1 protein-coding gene is annotated in these 4,291 nt (G+C 72.9%); it reads right to left on the reverse strand.

All coding sequences use genetic code 11. From position 1 onward, the window contains the following. Window positions 1-4,291: amino acid adenylation domain-containing protein (locus NON22_RS20895; RefSeq protein WP_257388916.1), on the reverse strand; the 4,291-nt coding region annotated here is incomplete at both ends.

The following is a 4,291-nucleotide window of genomic DNA, read 5'->3' on the forward strand; positions in this document are numbered from 1 at the left end:
GTCTGCGACCGGCGTCTGCGGCGCGGCCGCGGCCGCGCGGCACAGCGCGCGCAGATGGCCGGCCAGGCGCGCGATGCGTTCGGGCCGGAACAGCGCCGTGCAGTACTGCACCGCCGTGTCGATGCCGGCCGCGGTCTCGCGGAACTCGATGTCGAGATCGAACTTGCTGACGCTGCCGTCGAGCGCGAACGGCGCGAGCCGCGCCGACGGCAGCGGCCCGTCGGCGTTCTGCAGCGCGACCATGACCTGGAACAGCGGCGTGATCGCCGGGTCGCGCGGCGGGCGCAGATGCTCGACGACTTTCTCGAACGGCGTGTCCTGCAGCGCGAAGGCTGCGAGGCAGGTGTCGCGGACCGCCGCGAGCACGTCGGCGAACGCCGCGTCGCCGCGCACCGTCGTGCGCAGCGCGAGCGTGTTGACGAACATGCCGACGAGTCCCCCGGTGTCGGCCTCGCTGCGGTTGGCCACCGGCGACCCGATGCAGAGATCCTCCTGGCCGGTGTAGCGGTACAGCAACGTCTTCACCGCCGCGAGCAGGACCATGAACAGCGTGCACTGCTGCGCGGCCGCGAGCTGCCGCAGCGCCGCGGTGAGTTCCGCGTCGAAGGCGAAGCGCACGGTCGCGCCGGCCGCGCTCTGTCGCGCCGGGCGCGGATGGTCGGTCGCGAGCGCGAGGCGTTCGGGCAGGCCGGCCAGCCGCTCGCCCCAGCGCTCCAGCCGCTGCCGCAGCGCGGCGTCGTCGAGCCGTTCACGCTCGCGGATCGCGTAGTCGGCGTACTGGATCGCCAGCGGCGCCAGCCGCGGTTCGCGATCCTGCCGCAGCGCGTCCAGGGTTTCGCCGAGCTCGCGCACGAGCAGCCCGAGCGACCAGCCGTCGCAGACGATGTGATGCAGGTTCAGCATCAGCACGTGGTCGTCCCCAGCGAGCCGCAGCAGACGGCCGCGCAGCAGCGGACCCGCCGCCAGGTCGAACGGAATCGCCGCATCGGCGGCGCACAGCGCGCGGGCGCGCGCTTCGCGTTCGGACGGCGGCAGCTCCGACAGGTCGCTGCGCGCGAGCGGCACGGCGATCGTCTCGCGGATGCGCTGCGCCGGTCGTCCGTGTTCGGCCTCGAACACCGTGCGCAGGATTTCATGACGGCCGGTCACGATCGCGAATGCCTGCTCGAGCTGCTGCGCGTCGAGCGCGCCGGCGATGCGCACGGCGCCGGGCACGTTGTAGGCCGCATTGGCCGGATCCAGCTGCTGCAGGAACCAGAGCCGCTCCTGCGCGTGGCTCAGCGGCAACCGCGGCCAGGCGCCGCGGTCGACCGGCGTGCCGCGCGGCACGGGCTGCGGCGATGCCGTGTCGAGGCCGGCCGCGATGCCGGCGATGTCGGCGCCGTCGAACAGCGCCTTCAGCGGCAGCTCGACGCCGAAGCGGTCGCGGATCCGCGCGAGCAGCTGCATCGCGAGCAGCGAATGGCCGCCGAGCTCGAAGAAACTGTCGTGTACGCCGATCGACGCCGGATCGAGCCGGAGCACTTCGGCCCAGATCGCGACGAGCTCCCGCTCGGCCGGCGTGCGCGCGGCCACCGGCGGCCGGGCCGATTCCAGATTCACGTCGAGGCGTTCGAGCGCGCGCCGGTCGATCTTGCCGGCCGGCGTCAGGGGAATCGCGGCCAGCGCGACGAAGGCCTGCGGAATCATGTAGGCCGGCAAGGTCTGCTGCAGATGCGTACGCAAGGTCTCGGCCGTCGCCGTAGCGCCGTCGCGTCGGCGGTAATACGCGACGAGCTGCCGGTTCGCCACGTCGCCGCGTGCGACGACGACGGCGCGGTCGACGGCCGGATGCGCGTGCAGGCAGGCCTCGATCTCGCCGGGCTCGATGCGGTAGCCGCGGATCTTGACCTGCGCGTCGCGGCGGCCGAGGTACTGCAGCGAGCCGTCCTCGAGCCAGCGCGCGAGGTCTCCGGTGCGGTACAGGCGCGTGCCGCGCACGAACGGATTGGCGACGAAACGCTCGCGCGTCAGCTCCGGCTTGCCCCAGTAGCCGCGCGCGACGCCGTCGCCGCCGATGCAGAGCTCCCCGGCGACGCCGGGCGGCTGCGGATTGCCGTAGCGGTCGAGCACGTAGATCTGGGTATTGGCGATCGGCCGGCCGATCGGCACGAAATCGCGTCCCTGCAACAGCGCCGGCGTGACTTCGGTCGTGCTGCTGAACACCGTGGTCTCGGTCGGGCCGTAGGCGTTGTGCAGCACGATGCCGGGATGGCGTTCGACGAACGCGCGCGCCCGAGCGTAGTCGAGCTTCTCGCCGGCGACGATGAGGCGGCGCACGCCGGCGAGATCGACGGCCGCGCCGGCCAGCTCGTGGAAGAACGCGGTCGGCAGGAACAGCACGTTGACGCGCTGCGCGGCGATCAGCGCCTGCAGCTGCGGCAGCGCGAGCAGGGTTTCCTTCGGCGCGAGCACGAGCCGCCCGCCGCTGTTGAGCGTGCGGAACACCTCGTCCATGAACACGTCGAAGCTCGCGCTCGAGAACAGGATCGTCGCGTCATCGGCGCTCGCGGCGAACTCCGCGCGCGTGAACGCGTTCTCGTTGACGAGGCTGCGGTGCTCGACGAGCACACCCTTGGGCTGGCCGGTCGAACCCGAGGTGTAGATCAGATAGGCCGGATCGCCGGGGCCGGCGCCGGCCTGCAGCGCGACGCCGGCCGCGCGCAGCGCTGCGGTTTCCGCGTCGCGCGTCGACGCCGGATCGTCCCAGCACACGACCGGCAGCGCCGGCGGCAGTACCGCGTGCAGGCGCTGCGCCCAGGCCTGCCGCGTCAGCAGCAAGGTCGCGCCGCAGTCCTGCAGCAGATGGGCCAGGCGCTCGGGCGGGTAGTCCGGATCGAGCGAGACGACGGCCGCGCCGGCGCGCAGGATGCCGAGCAGGCCTATCAGCAGAGGAGCGGAGCGGTCCATGCAGAGACCGACGCGGCAGCCGCCGCGCACGCCGTTGGCCTGGAGCCAGACGGCCAGGTCGCGGCTCGCGCGTTCGAGCTCGGCATAGGTCATGGCCGCGCCGTCATGCACGAGCGCCGTGCGCGCGGGCTGCGCCTGCGCCTGCGCGACGAACAGGTCGTGGATGCAGGCCTGCTTCGGATAGGAGGCGTGGGTGTCGTTGAATTCCTGCAGCAGGCGGTGTTCCTCGCCCTCCGACAGGATCGGAAAGCTGCCGATCCCGCCGTCGGGCGCGGCGCGGATCGCCTCGAGCAGCCGCACGTAGTGGGCCAGCAGCCGCGCCGCGACGTCGCGCGTATAGCGGCGCGGCGCGTACTTGAGCTGCAGCACCAGCGTGTCGCCGGCGTCGAACACGTCCAGCGCGAGCTCGGCGTCGCCCTGCTGCACGACATCGCCGAGGTATTCGGTTTCCGGCCCGGGTTCGCCGGGCGCGCGCGCAAATTCGGCCGGGTGCAGGAAATCCTGCAGCGCGAACGACACCTGGTACACCGGGTTCTCGCCGGCGGCACGGCCGCGGCCGCGCTCGCGCATCAGCGCGAACGGATAGGCCGAGTGGTACAGGCCTTCGAGCAGGACGGTCTGGGTCTGCTGCAGCAGCTCGGTGAATCGCTGGTCGGCCTCGCAGCGCAGGCGCAGCGGCACCATGTTGACGAAGTAGCCGATGTCCTCGGCGTAGCGCTGCCGGCTGCGCGGCGACACCGGCATGCCGACGACGATGTCGTCGGCGCCGCTGTAGCGGTGCAGCAGCGCCGCATAGGCCGCCAGCAGCACGGCCGACGGCGTGACCGCGTGGTCGCGCGCGGTCCGGCGCAGCCAGGCGGCCAGCTCCGGCGCGAGCGTCTCGGTCAATGCGGCGCCGGCCTGCGCGTCGGCGGGCTGCGGCAGCTGCGGCACCAGTTCGAACGCTTCGGGAATGCCGTCGAGTCGGCGCTGCCAGTAGGCCGCCTGCAGCGCGCCCTCGGGCGAGGCGAGCAGCGCGGCCTCGGCCGCGACGAAATCGGCATTGCCGGTCGGCGGCGCGGCCGGCGCGGGTTCGCGGCCCTGCAGCAGGCCGCGATAGGTCGCGAGCAAGGTCTTGAGCAGCAGCACGCCCGAGCCGCCGTCGAAGATCAGGTGATGCACCGTGATCAGCAGCACCGAGCGCGCGGCATCCTGGGCGAACAGCGCGATGCGCGCGAGCGGACCGCGTTGCAGGTCGAACGGCCGGCCGGCCTCGCGCCGCAGGAACGTGCGCAGCGCGTCCTCGTCGGCGGGCGCGCAGACCGCCTCGTCGATGCGGCTGCGGCAGCGCGCGTCGGCGCGC

It is taken from the genome of Tahibacter caeni, from assembly GCF_024609805.1.
GTDB lineage: Bacteria > Pseudomonadota > Gammaproteobacteria > Xanthomonadales > Rhodanobacteraceae > Tahibacter > Tahibacter caeni.